This is a genomic window from Streptomyces sp. NBC_00572 (genome assembly GCF_026341815.1).
Lineage (GTDB): Bacteria > Actinomycetota > Actinomycetes > Streptomycetales > Streptomycetaceae > Streptomyces.
Genome location: NZ_JAPENX010000002.1, coordinates 416,177 through 437,016, shown reverse-complemented (window position 1 = coordinate 437,016; position 20,840 = coordinate 416,177). Strand labels below are relative to the sequence as shown.

Annotated in this window: 22 protein-coding genes and 1 pseudogene; 7 read left to right on the top strand and 16 right to left on the bottom strand. The window is 72.1% G+C overall.

What is annotated here, in order from left to right:
- Positions 1–7: 7 nt before the first annotated feature.
- The gene (locus OG514_RS34335; protein WP_266901411.1) at positions 8–487 is read left to right on the top strand and encodes a (2Fe-2S)-binding protein; all 480 of its coding nucleotides are present in this window, start codon (positions 8–10) and stop codon (positions 485–487) included.
- A gap of 175 nt (positions 488–662) precedes the next feature.
- On the opposite strand, the gene OG514_RS34330 is transcribed toward OG514_RS34335, so the two are convergent.
- Positions 663–1,040, bottom strand: coding sequence for a MerR family transcriptional regulator (locus OG514_RS34330; RefSeq protein WP_266901409.1), 378 nt, complete (start codon positions 1,038–1,040; stop codon positions 663–665).
- A 62-nt stretch (positions 1,041–1,102) separates the two neighbouring features.
- Here OG514_RS34330 and OG514_RS34325 point away from each other — a divergent pair, with 62 nt between their 5' ends.
- The gene (locus tag OG514_RS34325; protein ID WP_266901407.1) at positions 1,103–2,335 is read left to right on the top strand and encodes an MFS transporter; all 1,233 of its coding nucleotides are present in this window, start codon (positions 1,103–1,105) and stop codon (positions 2,333–2,335) included.
- A gap of 97 nt (positions 2,336–2,432) precedes the next feature.
- Here OG514_RS34325 and OG514_RS34320 read toward each other — a convergent pair whose 3' ends face one another.
- From OG514_RS34320 to OG514_RS34300, 5 genes are all read right to left on the bottom strand, one after another.
- Complete coding sequence (locus tag OG514_RS34320) at positions 2,433–3,272, bottom strand: hypothetical protein (protein ID WP_266901405.1); 840 nt, start codon at positions 3,270–3,272, stop codon at positions 2,433–2,435.
- Complete coding sequence (locus tag OG514_RS34315) at positions 3,272–4,546, bottom strand: VWA domain-containing protein (protein ID WP_266901403.1); 1,275 nt, start codon at positions 4,544–4,546, stop codon at positions 3,272–3,274. The genes OG514_RS34320 and OG514_RS34315 overlap by 1 nt, the downstream gene beginning before the upstream one ends.
- Positions 4,547–4,628: 82 nt before the next feature.
- The gene (locus OG514_RS34310) at positions 4,629–5,237 is read right to left on the bottom strand and encodes a hypothetical protein (RefSeq protein WP_266901401.1); all 609 of its coding nucleotides are present in this window, start codon (positions 5,235–5,237) and stop codon (positions 4,629–4,631) included.
- A 164-nt stretch (positions 5,238–5,401) separates the two neighbouring features.
- Positions 5,402–6,142, bottom strand: a complete 741-nt coding sequence (locus OG514_RS34305; protein WP_266901399.1) for a flavodoxin family protein — start codon at positions 6,140–6,142, stop codon at positions 5,402–5,404.
- A 119-nt stretch (positions 6,143–6,261) separates the two neighbouring features.
- Positions 6,262–6,552, bottom strand: a complete 291-nt coding sequence (locus OG514_RS34300; RefSeq protein WP_266901397.1) for a DUF6296 family protein — start codon at positions 6,550–6,552, stop codon at positions 6,262–6,264.
- Positions 6,553–6,754: 202 nt separating this feature from the next.
- Here OG514_RS34300 and OG514_RS34295 point away from each other — a divergent pair, with 202 nt between their 5' ends.
- The 3 genes and pseudogenes from OG514_RS34295 to OG514_RS34285 all read left to right on the top strand — a co-directional run bounded on the left by OG514_RS34295 (position 6,755) and on the right by OG514_RS34285 (position 9,532).
- Entirely contained in the window at positions 6,755–7,324 is a 570-nt protein-coding gene (locus OG514_RS34295; protein ID WP_266901395.1) for an HPP family protein, read from the top strand.
- A 307-nt stretch (positions 7,325–7,631) separates the two neighbouring features.
- Positions 7,632–8,528, top strand: a pseudogene (locus OG514_RS34290) (SulP family inorganic anion transporter); the annotation flags it as partial.
- A 152-nt stretch (positions 8,529–8,680) separates the two neighbouring features.
- On the top strand, positions 8,681–9,532 hold the full coding sequence (locus OG514_RS34285) for an RNA polymerase sigma factor SigF (RefSeq protein WP_266902273.1): 852 nt from the start codon (positions 8,681–8,683) through the stop codon (positions 9,530–9,532).
- Between the two features lie 56 nt (positions 9,533–9,588).
- Here the strand turns inward: OG514_RS34285 and ehuA are convergent, their stop codons facing one another.
- The 10 genes from ehuA to OG514_RS34235 all read right to left on the bottom strand — a co-directional run bounded on the left by ehuA (position 9,589) and on the right by OG514_RS34235 (position 17,865).
- A complete protein-coding gene (ehuA, locus tag OG514_RS34280) occupies positions 9,589–10,377 on the bottom strand; it encodes an ectoine/hydroxyectoine ABC transporter ATP-binding protein EhuA (protein WP_266902271.1) in 789 nt (262 codons plus the stop codon).
- Between the two features lie 34 nt (positions 10,378–10,411).
- Entirely contained in the window at positions 10,412–11,047 is a 636-nt protein-coding gene (gene ehuD, locus OG514_RS34275; protein WP_266901393.1) for an ectoine/hydroxyectoine ABC transporter permease subunit EhuD, read from the bottom strand.
- Entirely contained in the window at positions 11,047–11,721 is a 675-nt protein-coding gene (gene ehuC / locus OG514_RS34270; RefSeq protein WP_266901391.1) for an ectoine/hydroxyectoine ABC transporter permease subunit EhuC, read from the bottom strand. Before ehuC ends, ehuD begins: the two co-directional genes overlap by 1 nt.
- Before the next feature lie 93 nt (positions 11,722–11,814).
- Complete coding sequence (ehuB, locus tag OG514_RS34265; RefSeq protein ID WP_266901389.1) at positions 11,815–12,732, bottom strand: ectoine/hydroxyectoine ABC transporter substrate-binding protein EhuB; 918 nt, start codon at positions 12,730–12,732, stop codon at positions 11,815–11,817.
- Positions 12,729–13,625 (bottom strand): ectoine hydroxylase, encoded by an 897-nt coding sequence (thpD, locus tag OG514_RS34260; protein WP_266901387.1) that lies wholly within the window; start codon positions 13,623–13,625, stop codon positions 12,729–12,731. Before thpD ends, ehuB begins: the two co-directional genes overlap by 4 nt.
- Positions 13,626–13,691: 66 nt before the next feature.
- Positions 13,692–14,108 (bottom strand): ectoine synthase, encoded by a 417-nt coding sequence (locus OG514_RS34255; RefSeq protein ID WP_266901385.1) that lies wholly within the window; start codon positions 14,106–14,108, stop codon positions 13,692–13,694.
- A gap of 57 nt (positions 14,109–14,165) precedes the next feature.
- Entirely contained in the window at positions 14,166–15,437 is a 1,272-nt protein-coding gene (gene ectB, locus OG514_RS34250) for a diaminobutyrate--2-oxoglutarate transaminase (protein WP_266901383.1), read from the bottom strand.
- A 53-nt stretch (positions 15,438–15,490) separates the two neighbouring features.
- The gene (ectA, locus tag OG514_RS34245) at positions 15,491–16,021 is read right to left on the bottom strand and encodes a diaminobutyrate acetyltransferase (protein WP_266901381.1); all 531 of its coding nucleotides are present in this window, start codon (positions 16,019–16,021) and stop codon (positions 15,491–15,493) included.
- A gap of 365 nt (positions 16,022–16,386) precedes the next feature.
- Positions 16,387–17,190, bottom strand: a complete 804-nt coding sequence (locus OG514_RS34240) for an endonuclease I family protein (RefSeq protein WP_266901379.1) — start codon at positions 17,188–17,190, stop codon at positions 16,387–16,389.
- A gap of 210 nt (positions 17,191–17,400) precedes the next feature.
- A complete protein-coding gene (locus tag OG514_RS34235) occupies positions 17,401–17,865 on the bottom strand; it encodes an Lrp/AsnC family transcriptional regulator (protein ID WP_266901377.1) in 465 nt (154 codons plus the stop codon).
- A 118-nt stretch (positions 17,866–17,983) separates the two neighbouring features.
- On the opposite strand from OG514_RS34235, the gene OG514_RS34230 reads away from it, so the two are divergent.
- Together OG514_RS34230 and OG514_RS34225 are read left to right on the top strand one after the other, a co-directional pair.
- On the top strand, positions 17,984–19,093 hold the full coding sequence (locus tag OG514_RS34230) for an asparaginase (RefSeq protein WP_266901375.1): 1,110 nt from the start codon (positions 17,984–17,986) through the stop codon (positions 19,091–19,093).
- Between the two features lie 230 nt (positions 19,094–19,323).
- Positions 19,324–20,757, top strand: coding sequence for an aspartate ammonia-lyase (locus tag OG514_RS34225; protein ID WP_266901373.1), 1,434 nt, complete (start codon positions 19,324–19,326; stop codon positions 20,755–20,757).
- Positions 20,758–20,840 lie beyond the last annotated feature (83 nt).

Here is a 20,840-nt window from a genome sequence, read left to right as displayed (position 1 = left end):
AGCATCCGTGCCGCAGCACACCTTCATCCTGAACGGCAAGGCCGTCACCGCCGACGTCGAGGGTGACGTCCGGCTCCTCTGGGTCCTCCGGGACGTCCTGGGCGTCACAGGACCCAAGTACGGCTGCGGGGTCGGCGTCTGCCGGGCCTGTACGAGCCACCTCAACGGCAAGGCGTTCACGCCCTGCGCCGTGCCCGTCGAGGACCTCACCCCCGACGACGAGGTCACCACCATCGAGGGCCTCCCGGACACCGTCGGAAGCGAACTCCACCCGATGCAGGAGGCCTGGCTGGACCTCGACGTCGCCCAGTGCGGCTACTGCCAGCCCGGCCAGATCATGACCGCGGTGGCGGAGGTCCGCCGGGCCCGCGAGGCAGGGCGCGAGATCACCGAGGCGGATCTGGACACCATCCGCAACATCTGCCGGTGCGGGACCTACCACCGCATCCGGCAGGCGGTGATGGAGGGCGCCGCCAGGATGGCCTGACCGATCCGGCGGCCCGCCCTCCGGCGCCACCCATACCTTCCCCCCCCCGCCACGGGCGGGGCCCCCGTCGCCGACGTGCTCACCGGCGAGCACGTCGGCGCCCGCCGCGGGCCGCCGCTCGCGCTCGAACGGCACGGCGGACGCCGGAGCGTACGGACGACCCGGAGGGCCGCGGTCAGGCGGACGGCGTCGCCGGCTTCACCCGTACCGCGTCCAGGTACTCCGCCACCGCGTCCCGGTTCCGGGTGAGGCAGCGGATCCGCTCGGTCATCCGGTCCCGCTCGTCCTCCAGGGTCGCCAGCATCTCCGGGGTGGCGTCCGGGAAATGGATGATCCGCGGCTTGTTCAGGCACGGCAGGATCTGCTTGATGATCCGGGTCGGCAGACCGGCGTCCAGAAGGCCCCGGATCTGCACGACCCGGTCCAGGTTCGACTCGTCATAGACCCGGTAGCCGTTCGGCAGCCGGTCCGCGACGATGAGACCTTGCTCCTCGTAGTAGCGCAGCAGTCGGCGCGGTGTTCCGGTGCGCTCCGACAGTTCCCCGATCCGCATGGCCGCCCCCTCCAGGGACTCGCTTGACCTTCACATCAATGTGAGGGTTCGAGCATAGATCCATGACCAACGACACGACAGCGGCGGCCCGTTCCGCAGCGCCCGCCGCCCCCGAGACCCCCGCCGCCTCCACCACCCCGTCCGGCCGGCTGCCGCTCCTCGCGCTGCTCGCCCTCGCCACCGCGGTCTTCGTCACCAGCCTCACCGAGACCCTCCCCGCCGGTGTCCTGCCCGCCATGAGCGCCGACCTCGGCGTCGGTGAGGCCGCCACGGGCCAGGCCGTCACCGTCTACGCCCTCGGCACCGCCCTCACCGCCGTGCCCCTGGCCGCCCGCACCGCCGCATGGCGCCGCAAGCGCCTCCTGCTCACCTCGGTCGCCGGATTCGCCGCCGCCAACACCGTCACGGCCGCCTCCTCCTCGTACGCCCTCACCATGGGCGCCCGGTTCCTCGCCGGGGTCGCCGCGGGCCTCGCCTGGGCGCTGCTCGCCGGATACGCCCGTCGCATCGCCCCGCCGCGCCTCCAGGGCCGGGCCGTCGCCGTCGCCATGACCGGCATCCCGCTGGCACTCTCCCTCGGAGTACCGGCCGGCACCTTCCTCGGCGACGCGGTGGGCTGGCGGGTCGCGTTCACCGCCATGACCGTGATCGCCGTCGGGCTCCTCGGCTGGATCGCCCTCGCCGTTCCCGACCTGCCCGGCGAGGCACACGGCGGGCGCGCCCAGGTCGCCCGGACCCTGAAGGTGCCCGGTGTCCTCCCGGTCCTGGCCGCCACGTTCACCCTCGTCCTGGCCCACACCATCCTCTACACCTACGTCGCCGCCTACCTCGGCCGTCTCGGTCTCGCCGACTCCACCGGCCTCGTCCTGCTGGTCTTCGGCGCCGCCTCGCTCGCCGGGATCTGGTTCACCGGACGGCACATCGACCGCAGGCTCAGGACCCTGACCCTCGCCGGCGCCGTCCTGTTCGCCGTGGCCGTCGCCGTGCTCGCCGTCACGGCCGGGAGCACCGAGCTCGTCCTGACGGCCGCCGTGCTCTGGGGGTTCGGCTGGGGCGGCGCGCCCACCCTCCTCCAGACGGCCGTCGCCGACGCGGGCGGAGAGCACGCCGACACCGCCCAGACGATGCTCGTCAGCCTCTGGAACGCGGCCATGGCGGCAGGCGGCATCGCCGGCGGTGTCCTGCTCGACGTCCTCGGCGCGGGCGCCCTGCCCTGGAGCGTGCTCGTCCTCCTCGTGCCGGTGGTCGCGATCGTGGCCGGTGCCCGCGCCCACGGCTTCCCGGCCCGCCGGTGAACCGGACCGACCCCGGGCCGTGTCCCGGGCCGGGACGGACGCACGAAGGCCCCCACCGCATCGGCGCGGTGGGGGCCTTCGTGCGTCCGAGGACAGGTCAGACGGCCGGCGGGACGCGGGACGGGCGTCCCGCGCCACGCGTCAGCTTGTAGCCGCCGATGCCCGCGAGGGCCGCGAGGATGCCGCCCGCCGCCGTCCAGAGCCAGCGGTCGGACCACCATCCGGAGGACCAGCCGTCCTCCGGGGCCGCGGCCTCGACGGCGGAGGGCCGGCCGGCCTTCTCGTCGGCCTCCGCCTGGTCGGCCGTCGTCGCCCCGGGGACGAGCGGCGCGGCGAGCGAGCCGTCGGTGGCGTAGGCGCCGCCCTTGTCGACGGTGCTCACCCCGAGCCGGGCCGTGAACGGCTGGCCGAGGTCCTCGTCCGGCAGCGCGCCGGCGGTCAGCCGCACGTAGTAGCTGCCCGGCAGCGGGTCGTTCGACCAGCCGTCGGCCGAGGCGCGGACCGGCCGCAGCACACAGGTGAGCTGCACGGTCGCCGTCTCCTTCGCCGCGGCACGGGACTGGGTCCCGTACATGCACGGCTGGCGCCGCCGGAGCCCGTCGTACACGTCGATCCGCCAGGTGGCGGAGCCGTGCCGCAGGGCCGCGTCGGGCAGGGTGACGGTGGCGTTCACCGTCGGCCGCTGCCCGGTGTCCGCCGGGAACACCCAGTACAGGTAGTCACCCGTGGCGGCCTGCGCGGTGGCCTGCTGCCCGGGGAGGAAGCGCGCGGCGGTACGGAAGGTGGTGCCCGCCTCCGTCGGCCCGGCGGTCGAGGCGGTGTCGTCGTTCGGGTCCGCCGAGGCGGAGGGGGAGTCGGCCAGGGCGGCCGGAGCCACGAGACCGAGGAGAGCGGCGCCCGCGAGCGCGGCCGTGGCGAGCGTGCGTACGGTACGCATCAGTTGGTCCTCCAGACAGCGACGCGCCAGCGGGACAGCCAGCCCCAGACCAGACCGGCCAGGAAGCCGGCGAGCACCAGCGCGCCGAGCAGCCACCAGCCGCGGCCGAGACCGAACGAGGCCACGTCCGAGGCCGTCGACGGGCCGTCGACGACGTCCACCGTCAGCTCGATCGGCATGCCCGGCGTCGTCTTGACCGACGGGGGAGCGGAGAACGAGTTGCTGACCTGGAGACAGACCGTCTCGGCGGCCGGCTTGCCGTCCTCGGGCTCGTCGTCGAGCTCCGGCTTCGGGTAGCGCAGACCGGTCGAGATCACGTCGGTGCGTCCGTCGCCCGCCTCGGAGCCGCGGACGATCTCCCGGCCGTGGCGGGTGACGGCACGCAGCAGCACCCCGTAGTCGTTGTTGACGGCACGGTCGGCCGACACGCTGACGGAGGCGCGGAGTTCCTGACCGGGCAGCAGGTCCACCCGGTACCAGCGGTGCTGGCCGAAGGACTCGCGGTCGGTGTACAGACCGGGCTTGAGCTGCGGCGCGTCGGCACAGCGCAGCGTGCCCTCGGTGGCCACGGGGGTGACGACCGGGTCGGCGGCACGGTCGACCAGCTGACGGACCCGCCGGGAGAGCTCCTCGGTGCGGTGGATGGAGGTGTACGTGCCTCCGGTGGCCTCCGCGATACAGGTGAGCTGCTGCCGGGTCTTGGCGTCCGGCACCAGGCCCAGGGTGTCGATGACGAGGTGGATGCCCTTGGCCGCGATCTCGCGCGCCACCTGGCACGGGTCGAGCGGGGCGCAGGTGTCCTCGCCGTCCGTGATGAGCACGATCCGGCGGGTGGCGTCACCGCCCTCCAGGTCCTTGGCCGCGCCGAGCAGCGCCGGGCCGATCGGGGTCCAGCCCGTCGGGGCGAGCGTCGCCACGGCGGTCTTGGCCTCGGTCCGGTCGAGCGGGCCCACCGGGTACAGCTGCCGGGTGTCCTTGCAGCCCCGCTTGCGGTCCTGCCCGGGGTAGTCGGCGCCCAGGGTGCGGATGCCGAGCCGGACCTCCTCGGGCACCGCGTCGAGGACCTCGTTGAAGGCCTGCTTGGCCGCGGTCATCCGGGACTTGCCGTCGATGTCCTTGGCCCGCATGGAGCCGCTCACGTCGAGGACCAGCTCGACCTTGGGGGATTCCTTCGCCTCCGGCGCGTCGGCGGTCGCGCTCGTCGGCAGGAGCGCGACGCTCAGGGCGGCGAGCAGCGCGCAGGCCCCGGTCGCCAGCCGTTTTCTCGTGATCATCGCCGGATCGTATTGATGATCCTCCGACAATCCAAAACGGGGAGGGGTGCCCGGGACCGGCAGGCCGCCGGAATGACCCGGTTCAGGACTGGCTGTTGAGGAAACCGATCAGGCAGGCGCCCCACCAACCGGTCTGACTGACCGTCGCCGCGACGCCCGAGCGGACGAGCAGCCCGCGCGGGACGGCGGAATCCCGGAACCCGTCCAGGAGCTGTCCGAGCCGATGTGCCCAGAGGCCGTTGAGGGTGACGGCCACGACCAGCCCGAGTTTGACGAGGGTGAGCGTGGATCCGAGGTCGGGGCGGAGGAAGAGTCCGGTGACGACGAGGCCGCCCAGGCCGGCCCAGATCGGGGTCTGGAGCGCGCAGGCGGTGTCGAGGACGCCGGCGAGGGGGCGTCGGCCGGTCAGCCACAGGACGGCGAACCAGTCGACGGCGAGCACCGATCCGAAACCCACGGTGAGGAAGGCGAGGTGAAGGAAGCGGGCCACCGTCTGGAGCGAGCCGTCCGCGTGGACGTGCCCCGCCGTCCAGCAGGCCCCCGCGATGAACGCCGTGGCGAGGAGTCCGACGGCGGCCAGGAGCCAGGCCGGGGTGAGCTGCGGTGTCAGGGGCGGCCCGGAAGCCGGTACGGACGCCACGTCCGCCGTCGCGGTGGTGAGACGGGGCGAACGTGGCACGGCTCTTGGCATGAAAGTGATCTTCCGGGCGAAAAAAGGGGGGTGGTTAGGTAAGGCGAAGCTAAGTGGCCTCCATGTGCGCGTCAAGAAGATGTGGCATGGATCCCACTCCGTGACACGTGCGGCCCTCCGGCGACGGGAGTCGGCCGATGCCCGGCCGACAGGCGGCCGTGGCGTCAGCGGTGCTCGGGGTTCGGGAACTCCGGCTTGCAGCCGGCGTCCCACACCGAGCGCTGGTTGCCGTGCGCCGGGATGCCGCCCGCCCGCTTCAGCAGCCCGGCCACATGCATCAGGTTCCACGCCATGAACGTGGTGTTGCGGTTGGTGAAGTCGTTCTCGGGACCGCCCGAGCCCGGATCCAGATACGAGGGGCCGGGGCCCGCCTCGCCGATCCAGCCCGTGTCCGCCTGGGGCGGCACCGTGTACCCGAGGTGCTGGAGGCTGTAGAGGGCGTTCATCGCGCAGTGCTTCACGCCGTCCTCGTTACCGGTGATCAGACAGCCGCCGGCCCGCCCGTAGTACGCGTACTGGCCGTCGCTGTTCAGGAGGCTCGAACAGCCGTAGAGCCGCTCGATCACCCGCTTCATCACGGAGCTGTTGTCGCCGAGCCAGATCGGCCCGCACAGCACCAGGATGTCGGCCGCCATCACCCGCTCGTACAGCGCCGGCCACGCGTCCGTCTCCCAGCCGCGCTCCGCCATGTCCGGCCACACGCCGGTCGCGATGTCGAGGTCGACGGGCCGCACGAGCGAGGTCGTCACACCCTGCTCCTCCATGACGGACCGGCTGCGCTCGATCAGCCCCTCGGTGTTGCTGACCTCGGGGGAACGCTTGAGCGTGCAGTTGAGATAGAGCGCGCTGAGATCGTCGTACCGGTACGGGGCGGCATCGGGCGCAGCGGGATCGGGCACGGCCATCAGCGGTCTCCTCGCACACGGGGGCGGCCTTTCACGGGGCCACCCCCAGCCTGCTCACCCCCGCGCCGCCGGGCTACTCGACGCGACCGAACGCATGAGGACCCGGTGGAGGTGCGGACTCAGAACGCGGGGGCCGAGGCACTCGGGGGATCGCCGGGATCGGAGGAGTCGCCGTCGGGGAGGGGGCGGGCCAGGACGTGCTGCGCCGCTTGCTGGTGCCCGCCCGAGGCGAGGATGCGCACCTCGTCCCGGTCGCTGATCTCCGCCCGGATGATGCCGGTGGGGTCGGCATAGACGGGATGACCGCCGGAGCCCTTGAAGGAGGTGCGCTCGACGACCACGACGTCCCGGGCCGAACCCTTGCCGTCGGAGAACACCAGCTCGTACCTGAGTGCGTTCACCCGCCTCATTTTACGCCGACCGGGCGAGCCCGCCCCCCGCCCGCGCCGCCGCGAACCCGCTGGTTAGAGTGGTGCGAGGTTGCGCCGCCGCACCAGGCTCAGGCGCGAGGCCGGGCCGACTGTCGACCACAGGGTCCTCCCGTACGACCACCAGCCCGCCTCCCGTCTCGTCCGGCCGCACGGCCGCCTGCCCCGGAAAACCCCGCATCACATGAGTACCGACACAGCCCTGCGCCCCGACCCGGCCACCCCCGACGACACCGCTTCCCGGAGCCGGCGCCCGCGCCTGCCCTGGATGGCCGGGCGCGCCCCGGCCCGGCCTGCGCCCGCGGCAGCCGTCCACAACGTCAGCGCCGCCACGGCCGCCCTGCTCGCGCTCGTCGCGATCGGCGCCGCCATCCACGAGCCCGTGCTGATACCACCGCTCGCCGCCAGCGCCGCGCTGGTGCACTGCGCCCCCGCGCTTCCGCTGGCCCAGCCGCGGAGCGTGGTCGTCGGCCACCTCCTCGGGGCCGCCGCCGGGTACGCGGTCGCCGCCGCGGCGCACGGCAGCGCATGGGCGGCCGCCCTCGCCGCCGGTGTCACCCTCGCCCTCACGACGCTGGCCCGGACCCCGCACTCACCCGCCTGCGCGACCGCCGTCGTCATCGTGCTCCAGGCGCCCGCGCCGGGCAGGTTCGTACCCCTGCTGTTCGGGTCCACGGTCCTGCTCGTGCTGACCGCGTACGCCGCGTCCCGCATCCGGCGTCGAGCACCGAGGTACCCCGCCTACTGGTGGTGAGCGCCGCCCCGGCCCGCCAGGTCCCCCCGCACGTCACCGGCAGGACACGTCGAGTCACCCCTTGCATCACCTGGCGTGCGCCCCGCGTGGGCGCCGTTCGCCTCCTTCCGTCCGCGTGAGCGGGCGCCTGGGTCCGGATGCGCCCTGCGGTGCCGCACCCCCGGGCGCCTTCCCCGTGGGGGATCGGGTCAAGTTCCGGCTGCTTCCGGCCGGAAGACGCGAGGAGTCGCCCGAAATCGACACCTCGGGCCGGTATGACCTTGCACGGGCCCTTTCGTGGGGTCTCGCCCGGACCTGCGCGACCGCTCTGCTCGACCTGCCGATCGCGACCGTGCGGGTGAGCGGCGTCCTGAACGCCGTCCGCGTCCCCAGCGCCGACGACTTCGCCGCCCTGACCGACCTCGCCCTGCCGGGCACCGTCCTCGCCTTCGTCCTGATCGCCTCCGCCGAGTCGCTCTTCGGCGCGGCGGCCGTGGACCGGCTGCACGACGGACCACGCACCGACTACGACAAGGAACTGCTCGCCCAGGGCTGAGGCAACACGGGCTGCGGGCTCCTCGGAGCCCTGCCCATGACCGCAGTGATCGTCCGCAGCGCGGCCAACGCCCAGGCGGGAGCAAGAACCAAGGCCGCCCGGGTCCTGCACGGGGTGTGGCTGCTGCTCTTCGCCTCCCTGCTCCCCGGCACCCTCGCATACGTGCCGCTCGCCGCGCTCGCGGGCATCCTCGTCCACGCCGGCTGGAAGCTCATCCCCTTCAGGGGAGTGGTCACGCTGTGGCACGGCCACCGCGGGGAGGCGCTCGTCCTCGTCGTGACGGCCGTGGCGATCGTCAGCGTGAACATGCTCGAAGGGGTGCTGATCGGACTCGTCCTCTCGGTCGCCAAGGCCGCCTGGGACCTTTCCCACGTCCGCGTGGACCGCACCGACGAAGGCGCCGGCCCGGCCCGGGTGAGCCTGTCGGGGAACGCGAACTTCCTCCGGCTGCCGAAGCTGCTCGACCTGCTCGAAGCGCTGCCGCGCGACCGCCCGGTCGAACTGGACCTCTCCGGACTCCACCACCTCGACCACGCCTGCCGCGCGGCCCTCGAAGGCTGGGCCGAACGCCACTGCACGGCAGGCCCCGGGGCCGTACGCCTCCACGCGCTCCCGGAGCACCGCCCCGACCGGCCGGCGGACGGCGAACCCGCCCCGGCGGCCCCCTGATCCGCCGCGGAGGAAACGGCAGGCCACCGCCGAGGAGTGCTCCGGGGAAGCCGGGGTACGAGAACCGGGACCGCTGAACGGACCGTGAGCCAGAGGAGGTTGTCCCCGTGCGGACCGATCCGGCCGAAACGACGACGACGTACGTGACGAACGTGACGTACCTGACGAACGGTACGGGTGAGGAACTGCCTGTTCTGGAAGCCCCGCACGAGCTTCCGCCCCGCGACGCGCGTGCCCTGTCGAAGGTGTTCCTCCGCGAACTGGCGGCACGGGAGGAGGGCACGGAGGGCCACCAGTACGTCCGGAATACCCTGATCGAGATGAACATGTCGCTCGTGGTCTACGCGGCGGGGCGGTTCCGCGCGCGGGGTGACGAGCGGGAGGACATCCTCCAGGTCGGCATGATCGGCCTCATCAAGGCCATCGACCGCTTCGACCTGTCGCGCGAGGTGGAGTTCGCCACCTTCGCCGTGCCCTACATCGTCGGCGAGATCAAGCGGTTCTTCCGCGACACCACGTGGGCGGTGCACGTCCCGCGCCGCCTGCAGGAGGCGCGGGTGGAGCTGGCGAAGGCGACCGACGAACTGAGCTCACGGCTCGGCCGGGCCCCGCGCATCGCGGAGCTCGCACCCGTCATGGACCTGTCCGAGGACGAGGTGGTCGAGGCCCAGGTCGCCGCCAACGGCTACCACTCCACCTCCCTGGACGCCACGATCGCCGGCGGCGACAGCGACGACGAGGACGCCGCCCTGGCCGACCTCATCGGCCAGGAGGACCCCGCGCTCGAACTCTTCGAGGAGTTCCACACCCTCGCCCCGCTGGTGGAGGCCCTCGCCCCGCGCGACCGGCTGCTGCTGCACCTCCGCTTCGTCGAGGAGCTGACCCAGACCCAGATCGGCGAGCGGATCGGCGTCTCCCAGATGCACGTCTCCCGGCTGCTCGCCCGGAGCCTGGACCGGCTGCGGGAAGGCATGGTCACGGTCGAGCCGGGCGCCGACGGCTGACCCGAGTGCACGACCCGGCCCTCGCCGGGCCGTGCACTCCGGCCGGCGCGCCCCCTTCAGCGCACCGAACTCAGGAACGCCCGGGTGCGCTGCTCGGCGGGCGCGTCCAGGAGTTCGTCGGCCGGTCCCGATTCGACGATCCGGCCGCCGTCGAACATCAGGATCCGGTCCGAGACGTCCCGGGCGAAGCCCATCTCGTGCGTGACGCACAGCAGGGTGATGTCGGTCTGCCGGGCGACGTCCCGCAGCACGTCCAGCACCTCCGCCACCAGCTCTGGGTCCAGCGCCGAGGTCACCTCGTCCAGGAGCAGGATCTCGGGCCGCATCGCGAGGGCGCGGGCGATGGCCACCCGCTGCTGCTGGCCGCCGGAGAGCCGGGTCGGCCGTGCGTCGACCTTGTCGGAGAGCCCGACCAGGTCGAGCAGGCCCCGGGCCCTGAGGCCGGCCTCCTCCCGGCTCTCGCCGAGCACGTGCACGGGCGCCTCGACGACGTTTTCGAGGACGCTCATGTGGGGGAAGAGATTGAACTGCTGGAAGACCATGCCGATCCGCCGCCGTCGCGCGGCCAGATGACGTTCGCTCGCCGGCACGAGTGTCCCGGTCCCTCTGCCCGGCATGTGGGAGAAGGGTTCTCCGTTCACATGGATGACACCGTCGGTCACCCGCTCCAATGTCATGAGCAGCCGGAGGATCGTGGTCTTCCCGGAGCCGCTCGGGCCGATCAGCGTCACGCGCTCCCCCAGGGCGACCTCCAGGTCGAGACCGTCGAGCACGGTGTGGTCCCCGTACCGCTTCGTGACCCGGTCGAAGCGGACGGCCGGGCCGGTGGTGGCGCTCGCCCCCATGGTGCTCCCGGTGTCCTTGATGTCCGCGGTCTCCTCAGTGCGCAAGGCGCGCCTCCAGTCGTCGTATCAGCACCGACGTCGGCCAGCTCGCGAGCAGGAACACCACGGCGGCCAGGGTGAAGCTCTCCAGATAGGCGAAGTGGGTGCTGCCGAAGGTGTTCGCCTCGTGCACCATCTCGTGCACGGTGATCACCGAGAGCAGCGGTGTCTCCTTGAACATGGAGACCGCGTAATTGCCCAGCGGCGGCAGCACGTTGCGGACGGCCTGCGGCAGCACCACCGCCCGCCACACCCGCCGGCGCGGCAGCGACAGCGCCGTGCACGCCTCCCACTGCCCCTTCGGCACGGCGTCGATGCCCGTCCGGTACACCTCGGAGAGGTACGTGGCGTAGTGCACGCCGAGGACCAGGACGCCGAGCGTCGGCGCGTCGAGCCCCGGAACCAGCACCCAGGCCGCGAACAGCTGCACCAGGAGCGGCGTCGAGCGGACGAACCCGGCCGCCCCGCGCACCGGAAGCGCCAGCCACGGGGGACCCGCGCGCTGCACCAGGGCGAGCGCCAGGCCCAGGACCATCGCGACGACGAAGGCGAGCACGGTCGCGACCAGGGTGACGCCGAAGCCCTCGAGAACGGTCGGCAGTGCGGCGCGGGCCGCCTCCCCGTCCCACATCAGGCCCCTCCTTCCTGCCCGAGACGGGCCTTCGCGGCCCGCTCCAGGGCGTTCATGAGGAGGCTCAGGACGACGGCCAGGCCGAAGTAGAGCCCCAGGAGCAGCAGGTACGAGGCGGCCGTCGCGCCCGTCGACGAGCGCAACTGGTCGATCTGGAACGTGAGATCCGGGACCGTGACCAGGGAGAGCAGCGGCGTCGCCTTGAGCAGCTGGACGAGGAGGTTCTTGAACGGCGCGACCATCAGGGCGTGCGCCTGCGGCAGCACGACGCGCCGCAGGCGCAGCACGGGACCCATGCCCAGGGCGATCGCCGCCTCGGTCTGGGACCGGGGCACCGCGGCCACCGCGCCCCGCACGACCTCGGAGCCGTACGCCCCGAAGTTCAGCCCCAGCGCGAGCACGCCGCAGGCCAGCGGCTCCAGCCGGAAACCGACCATCGGCAGCGCGAAGAACAGCCAGAAGAGCTGTACGTACAGCGAGGTGCCACGGAAGAACTCCACGACGAGCCGCACCGCACCGCGTACCGGTAGCCGCGCCGACCGGGACAGCAGGCCGAGGGCGTACGCGAGGACCAGGGCGAGCGCGGCGCCGAGCACCGTGGCCTCCACCGTGACCAGGAGCCCCTCGGCGAGCCGGGGCAGCGCCCGGCGGAGCTCGGGGAGGAAGTCAGCCATGCCGAACCCCCGTCCACCGAACTCCCGTCAACCGCGCGCCCGTCACCCGGCCGCTGCCCGTCATCCGGCCGCCGTCCGTCATCCGGTCCCCGATCACCCGGCGCACAGGTCGGCGGTCCGGAGGGAGCGGGGCGGCACCTCGCGCGCGGTGAAGCCGTAGCGGCCGAGGAGTTCCACGAAACGGTCGGGGGAGCCGGTGATCTTCAGGAGCTCCTCGTCGAACGCGTCCCGCAGCCCGGTCGCGCCGGGCCGGAACACGGCGCCGCCCGCGCCCAGCTGCCGTACTCCGTCGACCACCGGCACGAACGCCTCGGTCACCTCCACCGCGGCGTCCCGGTTCGTCCGCGCGAGCCAGCGCAGCGAGATGGCGGTCAGGGCGAAGGCGTCGATCCGTCCGGCGAGGAGGGCGTCGAGACCGTCCTGTTGCTTGGCCAGGGTCTTCACCGACCGGTCGGGGACTCCTGACGCCTTGGCGAACGACGCCTCGACCGCGGCCGTCAGCACACCGACGGTGGCGCCCTTCGCCGCGCAGGACGGCAGGTCGCTCAGCCCCTTCGGATTGCCCTTGCGGACCATCAGGGCGGTGGGGGAGACGAACTCGGGCGCGGAGAAGGCCACCTTGGCACAGCGTTCGGGCGTGATCGACATGCCCGCGCTCACGACGTCGAACCGGTCGGCGAGCAGCCCGGGGATCAGCGCCCCGAACTCGGTGAGTGTCGGCCGCAGTTCGCGTACGCCGAGCGCCGTGAAGATCTCGCGGTGCAGCGTCGGGGCCTCGCCGGCCGGCTCGCCGCCGTCCTGGAAGCCGTACGGCGCCTCACCGGCGAACCCGACCCGTACGAAGCCCTGTTTCCGCAGTCGCGCCAGGAGGGCGCCGTCGTCCTCGGGCGCCCCCGTCCCGACCTGGGTGCGGGTGCAGGCCGCCAGGAGCCCGGGCGTCAGGGCGAGTCCGCCGAGGAGCGCGCTTCTGCCGAGGAAGCCGCGGCGGTCGAGGCGCGCGGGACCGGTCATGACCGGTCCCAGGCGGGCGCGGCGATGAAGGAGGGCCGCCGGACCGGGGCGGCGAAGGGCGCCTCGGGCTGGTTCTCGACGCTGTTGAAGACGAGGAAGACATTGCTGCGCGGGTACGGGGTGATGTTGTCGCCCGACCCGTGCAGGGCGTTGCAGTCGAACCAGGTGGCCGATCCGGCGGGACCCGTGAAGTGGCGGATGCCGCAGGCGTCGGCGAACGTGGTCAGCGCCTCGTGCGAGGGGATGCCGGCGTCCTGCATCCGGAGCGACTTCTTGTAGTTGTCCTGGGGAGTGGCACCGGCGCAGCCCAGGAAGGTGCGGTGCGAGCCCGGCATGATCATCAGGCTGCCGTTGGTGGTGTGGTTCGGGGTGAGCGCGATCGAGACCGAGACGGTCCGCATCCTCGGCAGGCCGTCCTCCGCGTGCCAGGTCTCGAAGTCGGAGTGCCAGTAGAAGCCGCTGGCCCCGAAGCCGGGCTTGACGTTGACCCGCGACTGATGGACGTAGACCTCGGAGCCGAGGATCTGGCGGGCGCGCCCGAGGATCCGAGGGTCCTCGGCCAGCCGGCCGAAGACCTCGCTGATCCGGTGCACCTCGAACACGGAACGTATCTCCTGGGAGCGCGGCTCGACGACCGCCCGCTCGTCCGCCCGTACGGCCGGGTCGGCGACGAGCCGGTCCAGCTCCGCCCGGAGCGCGTCGACCTCGTCCGGGGTGACGATCTCGTCCACCGTGACGAATCCGTCGCGGTCGTACTCCTCCAGTTCACGGGCCCAGAAGGGGCCCGCCGTACCGGGCTCGGACCACACGACGGGGTCCTTGCGGCCGATCAGTTCCTCCTTGGGGCCACGGGTGGGGTAGAGGTCGACGGGGCGAGTGGGTGCGGAGGGCATGGGGGAGCGTGCTTCCTTTCGTGAAGGGGTGTCGGTTCGCGTAGGGGTGTCGGTGACGTGCCGGGCTCAGACGTCGTCGGACGGGGGCTCGGGTTCGGTGAGCAGGGGGTAGACGCCGTTCTCGTCGTGGTCCTCGCGCCCCGTCACGGGCGGGTTGAAGACGCACAGGCAGCGGAAGTCGGCCTTCACCTTGAGGGTGTGGCGCTCGTGCCCGTCGAGCAGGTACATCGTTCCGGGCACGATCGTGTACGTGCGGCCCGTCTCGTGGTCGGTGAGCTCCGCCTCGCCGGCCGTGCAGACCACGGCCTCGACGTGGTTCGCATACCACATGGCGGTCTCGGTTCCGGCGTACAGCACGGTCTCGTGGAGGGAGAAGCCGACCCGCTCACGGGCCAGGACGATGCGCTTGCTCTCCCAGGTGCCCGACGCGGCCCTCACGTGCCGCTCGGTGTTCTCCAGCTCGTCGAAGGTACGGACGATCATGGGGTACGACTGCCTTTCGGGTCATCGGGTCGGCGGAATGCCGGTTCGGCAGAGGGATCAGGCGGTGTGGCGGACGGAGCGGGCCAGGATGCCGAGGCCCTCGTCGAGTTCGTCGTCCGTCGCGGTCAGCGGCGGCAGCAGCTTGACCACCTCGCCGCGCGGACCCGAGGTCTCCACGAGGAGGCCGGTCTCGAAGGCGCGCCGGCACACGGCGTCGGCGCGCTCCCCGTCGGCGAACTCCAGGCCCCACACCAGTCCGCGGCCGCGGACCGAGAGGCCCGTGCGCCCGTCGCCCGCGCACAGGTCGAGGAGGGCGCGCTCCACCCGGCCCGCCCGGCCGAGGGTGCGCTCGCGCAGGGAGCCGTCGCGCCAGTAGGCGTCGAGGGCGGCGGTGGCGGTGACGAAGGCCGGGTTGTTGCCGCGGAAGGTCCCGTTGTGCTCGCCCGGCTGCCACACGTCGAGCTCCGGCCGGAACAGGCAGAGGGCCATGGGCAGGCCGTAGCCGCTGATGGACTTGGACAGGGTGACGATGTCGGGCGTGATGCCCGCCTCCTCGAAGGAGAAGAAGTCGCCGGTGCGGCCGCAGCCCATCTGGATGTCGTCCACGATGAGGAGCATCTCGTGGCGGCGGCAGAGCTCCGCGAGCGCGCGCAGCCACTCGGCCCGTGCGACGTTGATGCCGCCCTCGCCCTGGACGGTCTCGACGATCACGGCCGCCGGGTGGTCGAGGCCGGAGCCGGCGTCGTTGAGGAGCCGCTCGAACCAGAGGAAGTCCGGGAGCTGCCCGTCGAGGTAGTCGTCGAAGGGCATGCGGATGGCGTGATGGAGCGGGACGCCCGCTCCGGCGCGCTTGGCGGCGTTGCCGGTGACGGCGAGCGATCCGAGCGACATCCCGTGGAAGGCGTTGGTGAAGGAGACGACCGTCTGCCGCCCGGTGACCTTGCGGGCGAGTTTCAGGGCCGCCTCCACGGCGTTGGTGCCGGTGGGGCCCGGGAACATCACCTTGTAGGGCAGGGCGCGGGGCTCCAGGACCGTCGCCCGGAAGGTCTCCAGGAAGTCACGCTTCGCGGTCGTCGACATGTCGAGGCCGTGGGTGATGCCGTCGTCGCCGAGGTAGTCGAGGAGAGCCCGCTTGAGCACCGGGTTGTTGTGGCCGTAGTTCAGCGAGCCAGCGCCGGCGAAGAAGTCGAGGTACGGACGCCCGTGCTCGTCGTACAGCCTGCTGCCACTGGCGCGTTCGAAGACGACGGGCCAGGCGCGGCAGTAGCTGCGGACCTCGGATTCGACGGTCTCGAAGACGGTGGGCGTGGCGATGTCGGTCAGGGTCACGGAAGCTCTTCTCCAGGGTGTGGTTCGGGAGCGTGGTCTGCGCGGACGACGGGTCAGGACACCGGGGCACCGAGGGGGCCGATGCGGTACAGGACCTCGGAGTCGTGCCCCGCCGAGGGGAAGGCGGCCGAGGGGAACAGGACCTCCTGCGTCACCTCGGCGCCGTGCCGGCGCGCGTACGACCGGAACAGCCGGTCGGACGCCAGGTTCCCCGGGGTGACCGTCGCCTCGACTCGGCTGACTCCGTGCTCGGCCGCCACTCGTGCGGACAGAGCGTCGAGCAGGGTCCCGGCTACCCCGCTTCCGCGGTGCGAACCCTCGACGGCGATCTGCCAGACGAAGAGGGTCTCCGGCTCGTCGGGCCGCAGGTAGCCGGTGACGAAGCCGATCGGGCGTCCGGAGGAGTCACGGGCGACGGCGGTCGTGTCGGCGAAGTCGCGGCACCACAGCAGATAGCTGTACGGCGAGTTGAGGTCGAGTTCCCCCGAGCCGCGTGCGATCCGCCAGAGCTCGGCGCCGTCCGCGATCGTCGGGGGTGTCGTGCGGGGAGTCGTGGTCGTACGGCCAGTGGTCAACGGGGTCATGGGCGCCGAAGCTACCCAGTGGATCTCGGAACTTCCTGGTCCGGAGGGGTTGTTGTGGACACGTGGGCGTGATAGATGCGTCGACGGCTCCCGGAGCGGAAATGTGCGCCAGGTCGCACGGAAAAGGCAAACAGAACGGGCCGAACTGACCGTTTATAACGGATGGATAACGTCTCTTGGGTGCATCCATCGTTCGCGCCAAGAGCGTGAGAACATCCGCCATTTGACGTTTGAAGGCGGTCTCAGCGGTCAGGCGTAGAGGCCTGTCCGTGTGCGGCGCCCGACGTGCCCGGCCCGGAACGCGACGGAGCCGGACCGGGTACGACGACCCCGGCCCGGCTCCGTTCACCGCTGTGACGCTCGGACTACCAGATCGCCTCGACCCACTCCGGGTGGTCGATGAACGGGTTCCGGTTGCCCTGGTAGGTGTTGTAGATGACGTCGTTGCGACGCTCCTCGAAGGCGCTCGGCGGGTCCTGCTCGTTCCACTGCTTCAGGACCGAGAGGCGGCCGTGGAAGCGGACGCTTCCGTTGGTGGTCGACTCGTTGGGCTCCAGGTCGGCCCAGGCGTCGTCGCCCTCGTAGCGGACGGCCATGTAGAGGATCATCCGGGCCACGTCGCCCTTGTCGGCGTCGCGCGGCTCGAAGGAGTTGCTGTCCGTGTAGCTGCCGGGCGCACCGCTGACCGCGCTGCCGCCGTTGTCGAAGTCCTTGTTGCCGCGGATGCTGTTGACCTGGACGTCCGCCGCGCGCAGGTGGTGCAGGTCGGTGCCCGGGCCGGCCGAGGTGCCGAAGTTGCCGTGGGACTGGGCCCAGGTGTGCTCGCGGTTCCAGTCGCCGACGTCGCCGCCGTTGAGGTTCTTGCTCCGCGAGGTCCCGCTGTAGAGCAGGATCACGTTGTTGGTGTTGCTGGGGTCCTGGTCGGCGACCTTCAGCGCGTTCCACACCGCGTCGTACGAGATCTTGCTCTGGCTGCTGATGATGGTGTGCAGCGAGGACTTGAGGGTCGTGCCGGTCTTGCCGATCGCGTTCTTGTAGTACGTGCTGTCGTACGCGGTGGTGGTGGCGCCGGCGGGGGTGGCGGCGACCGTGGGGAGCGTGACGCCGACGAGGGTGGCGGCGACGGCCGCTGCCCACACCTTCCATCTGCCGATCCGCACAACGGACATGGGGGGCCCTTTCCCGGGGGACGGTGCGCGTGGGGTGGCGGGGGTCGGCTCGACGAACCCGCCGTTCTACGCGTGTTGACTTCGTGTCACCGGGAGAGTGGCACACGACAGGTACCTGTCATGTAACGGGGAGGAGGCTGTTCCATGACGTTCTCGCATATGGCGGAACCGTAGGACCCGGGGATCCGCCCCGGATGCCCTCAGGAGTACTCAGACGCCACGGACGTCCACCGGCATCCCCTTCGGCTCCTTGATCCGCTTCATGATGATCTGCGAATTGACCTCGGTGACCCCGGTCAGGGTCGTCAGCCGCTCGATCCACAGCCGCTCGTACGCCGCGAGGTCGGCCACCGCGATCCGCAGCAGACAGCCGGGGCTCCCGAACAGCCGGTACGCCTCGATGACGTCCGGCACGTCCTGGAGCGCCTCCTCGAAGGCCTCCACCGTCTCCCGGTCCCGCCGCACCTCCACCGAGACGAGCACCTCGAAGCCCCGCCCCACCGCTTCCGGGTCGATGATCGCCCGGTAGCCCTGGATCACCCCGTCCTGCTCCAGCTGGCGCACCCGACGCAGGCAGGGCGACGGGCTGAGGCCCACCCGCTGGGCCAGCTCCTGGTTGCTCAGCCGGCCGTCGTTCTGAAGCTCGCGCAAGATGTGGAGATCGATTCGGTCCATGGCGCAATTATCTACCACGCGGAAACGATACGGCGGCTGATTTCGCAATCGCCTTGCGCACCTTCTGTCCTATCGTTGCGACGCAGGGCCATTTCGGTACGGAGTAAGGACGGCAGGCATGAAGCGGACGAACGACGGGGGAGCGCGCCGGATCGTCGTCATCAGCACCGGTGGCACGATCGCCAGCCGCTGGCAGGGCACCGGCTACGCGGCCGACGCCTCCGGCAACGACGTCCTGGCCACCGCCCCGCTGCCCGAGGGCGTCACCGTCGAGGTCGTCGACCTCTTCAACGTCAACAGCTCCCGCATCACCGCGGCCCACCAGCTCGCCCTCCTGCGGACCGTCCACGAGACCCTCGCCGACCCCGGCGTCGACGGCATCGTGATCACCCACGGCACCGACACCCTGGAAGAGACCGCCTTCTTCCTGGACCTCCACCACACCGACGCCCGCCCGGTCGTCCTCACCGGCGCCCAGCGCCCCTTCGGCACCGGCGACGGGGACGGCCCCGGCAACCTGTACGACGCGCTCCAGGTCGCCTCCTCCGTCAGCGACCTCGGTGTCCTCGTCGTCTTCGACGGACGCGTCCACGCCGCCCGCGGCACGGTCAAGACCCAGACGCTCGCCGCCGACGCCTTCTCCGACCCCTCGGCCGAGCGCCTGGGCCGCGTCGGGTTCTCCCGCGTCGACATCGAGCGGCAGCCGGAGCGCCCGACGCCCCTGCCGCTGCCCGCCGCCGCGGACAAGGCGAACCCCGACGTCCCCGACGCTGTCCAGCTTCCCCGGGTCGCCATCGTCACGCACCACTCCGACGGAGACCCCTTCCTCCTCGATGCGGCCGTCGGCGCCGGCGCCCGCGGCATCGTCCTCGTCGCCACCGGCGCGGGAAACGCGACCCCCGAGATAGCCGCCGCCGTGGCCGACGCGGTCGCCCAGGGCGTCCTCGTCGCCGTGACCACCCGTGTCCCCGCCGGGCCGCTCGCCGAGATCTACACCGGGGGCGGCGCCGTCGACCTCGTCGCCGCCGGAGCACTGCTCACCGGCACGCTCCGCGCCGCCCAGGCCCGGATCGCCCTCCTCGCGACGCTCCTCGCCGACGGCGGCGCGGGCGACCCCGCCCGCGGCACCGCCCTTCTGCGCCGCCTCCTCGACGGACCCGTCCGCGCGGAACCGGCCCTCGCCACCGGCGGCTCCCGCTCGGCCTCGGCCGTCGCCGCCCGCGCCTGACCCGGCGCACCCCAGAACCCCGGCTCGCGGGCGGCGCCCCCCCGCCCGCCCGCGAGCCGGAGCCAACCTTCGCGGGGCTCCCGCCCGCCCCGTCGTCGTACGGCCGTGAAGTCGACCCGGCCACCGCGCACGCGGACGGCCGCCCCCTCGGCGCGGCCCCCACGGGCAACGCCCCACCCCACCGCAACCCCGGCGCCCCCCCCGGGCGCGCCACGCACCCTGAGGACCCCATGGTTCCCGCACCGGCCCCGCACCCCGTTCCCGTCCGTCGCGAGCACGATCTGCTCGGTGACCGGGACGTTCCCGCCGACGCCTACTGGGGCGTCCACACCCTGCGCGCCACCGAGAACTTCACCGTCACCGGCACGCCGATCTCCGTCTACCCACTGCTGATCGACGCGCTCGCCGCCGTCAAGGAGGCGGCGGCCCGCGCCAACGAGGAACTCGGGCTGCTGCCCGCCGACAAGGCCGCCGCCATCGCCGGTGCCTGCCGGGAGATCCGTACGGGACTGCTCCACGACCAGTTCGTCGTGGACGTCGTCCAGGGCGGCGCCGGCACCTCCACCAACATGAACGCCAACGAGGTCGTCGCCAACCGCGCCCTGGAACTCCTCGGCCACGCCAAGGGGGAGTACGACCGCCTCCACCCCAACGAGGACGTCAACCTCGGTCAGTCCACCAACGACGTCTACCCGACCGCCATCCGCATCGCGGCGATCGGCGCGGCCCGCGAACTGCTCCTGGCGATGGCCGTGCTCCAGGACGCCTTCGCCGCCAAGGCCCTGGAGTTCCGCGAGGTCGTCAAGATGGGCCGCACCCAGCTCCAGGACGCGGTGCCCATGACCCTGGGCCAGGAGTTCTCCACGTACGCGGTGATGCTGGAGGAGGACCGCAGCCGCCTCGCCGAGGCCGCCGAGCTCATCCACGAGATCAACCTCGGGGCCACCGCCATCGGCACCGGGCTCAACGCCGCCCCCGGTTACGCCGAGACCGCCCGCCGCAATCTCGCCGAACTGACCGGCCTGCCCCTGGTCACCTCGGCCAACCTGATCGAGGCCACCCAGGACTGCGGCGCGTTCGTCCAGCTCTCCGGGGTCCTCAAGCGCATCGCGGTCAAGCTCTCCAAGACCTGCAACGACCTGCGGCTGCTGTCCTCGGGACCGCGTGCCGGACTCAACGAGATCAACCTGCCGCCGGTCCAGGCCGGTTCCAGCATCATGCCCGGCAAGGTCAACCCGGTGATCCCCGAGGTCGTCAACCAGGTCGCCTTCGAGGTGATCGGCAACGACATCACCATCACCATGGCCGCCGAGGCCGGGCAGCTCCAGCTCAACGCCTTCGAGCCGGTCATCTTCCACGCCCTGTCGAAGAGCCTGCTCTCCCTGCGCGCGGCCTGTCTGACCCTCGCCGAGCGCTGCGTCAGCGGTATCACCGCCAACACCGAGGCGCTCCGGGCGGCCGTGGAGAACTCCATCGGCCTCGCCACCGCGCTCAACCCGCACCTCGGCTACACCGCCGCCACGGCCATCGCGCAGGAGGCGCTCGCCACCGGGCGTGGGGTCGTCGAACTGACTCTGGAGAAGGGCCTGCTGCCCGCCGACCGGCTCGCCCAGCTGCTCACGCCCGAGCGCCTCACCGGCGCCCCGGGGCCCGCGCTCGCCTGACCCGGCATCGGGCGAGGTTCGTTCGAGAGGGGTGGCCGGATTCAAGTTACCCGGCGGTTTCTCGTGACTTCCCTGATTGTCGA